This window comes from Herpetosiphon sp. (genome assembly GCF_003512625.1).
Taxonomy (GTDB): Bacteria; Chloroflexota; Chloroflexia; order Chloroflexales; family Herpetosiphonaceae; genus Herpetosiphon; species Herpetosiphon aurantiacus.
In genome coordinates, this window is record NZ_DOPT01000048.1 from 3,570 (window position 1) to 4,566 (window position 997).

Annotated in this window: 2 protein-coding genes; one reads left to right on the forward strand and one right to left on the reverse strand. The window is 60.6% G+C overall.

The features are described 5' to 3' along the window. Nucleotides 1–173 precede the first annotated feature (173 nt). Nucleotides 174–551, reverse strand: coding sequence for a hypothetical protein (locus DEF47_RS11710; RefSeq protein WP_287045142.1), 378 nt, complete (start codon nucleotides 549–551; stop codon nucleotides 174–176). 3 nt (nucleotides 552–554) lie between these two features. Here DEF47_RS11710 and DEF47_RS11715 point away from each other — a divergent pair. Further along, the coding region (locus tag DEF47_RS11715) for a helix-turn-helix domain-containing protein (protein ID WP_287045144.1) at nucleotides 555–997 on the forward strand (443 nt) is incomplete at its 3' end.

Below are 997 nucleotides of genomic sequence, written 5' to 3' on the forward strand. Positions count from 1 at the left end.
CTTGACGCGGGCGTTCACTTCCCGTTGCAGCCATGATGTGGTGCAGATGTTCTGCTTGTGTATCCATTTGGAACTCGCTATGATGCCCTATGGGATGACAACGATCCAACCATGGGGGTGTCCAGATGGCTCGATCCACCGCCGCTCCGGCAACCGACCAGTGGGAACAGCTCTCATTTCGGCTGGTCTGGCCTGAACAACGCCGCTATGAGACCATTCGCCCCATTGTGCTCTTTGGCGATGCCGCAGAACATCAAGCACGGCGAACCGGAACCCCCATCCGCACCCTCTATCATCGCGTCAAACAGTTTGATCGTCAGGGCATCAAGGGCTTGTTGGAAGCCGAAGCCCCCCATGCTGCCCGTTTGCCTGCCGAAGTCCCACGGCTCATCCGCCGCCTCATTGCGGACTATCCTGACTTTACGCCCCATGAACTCGGTCGCATCTGTGAAGTCCAACTTGCCTACCGCCCACACCACACCACCATTCAACGCATCCTCCGGGAAACCCCGCCTGCGCCTGCCGTTGTCCGGCGTTTTCCGGTATTTCATTCCATGGATCACCAAACACGGCGGTCGGCGGTGCTACGGTTGCATCTCGAAGGATGGCCAACCAAGCGCATTGCCGCCTACCTCCAGACCAGTCGGCAAACCGTCCATACCATCGTGACCCGCTTTCGCAGCGAAGACTTGGCCATGCTGTATCCCCGTTCGCGTGCTCGCAAACCTGGCGCACGGGTCGTGACGACCGAGGGCGTTGCCGCCATTCAACAGCTTCGCGCGAATCCGCGCCTCGGGGCCTTTCGCATTCGCGCGGCGTTGAAACAGCAGCAGGGCATTGTCTATAGCCGCCGCACGATTAATCGCGTCTTAGCACGCCTTCGGGCGCTGGACCCACCGCCAGCCAAACCGCCAACGACCCCAGCCCAGCCCATGCCCTTTGCGGCAGCAACCGCGCACGCGGTCTGGAGCGTGGACATCCGCTATCTCGATATGCA

What these genes read in the sequence shown, in the direction of transcription:
- DEF47_RS11710 (WP_287045142.1), bottom strand. Translation starts at nt 551, where the DNA reads ATGAAATACCGGAAAACGCCGGACAACGGCAGGCGCAGGCGGGGTTTC.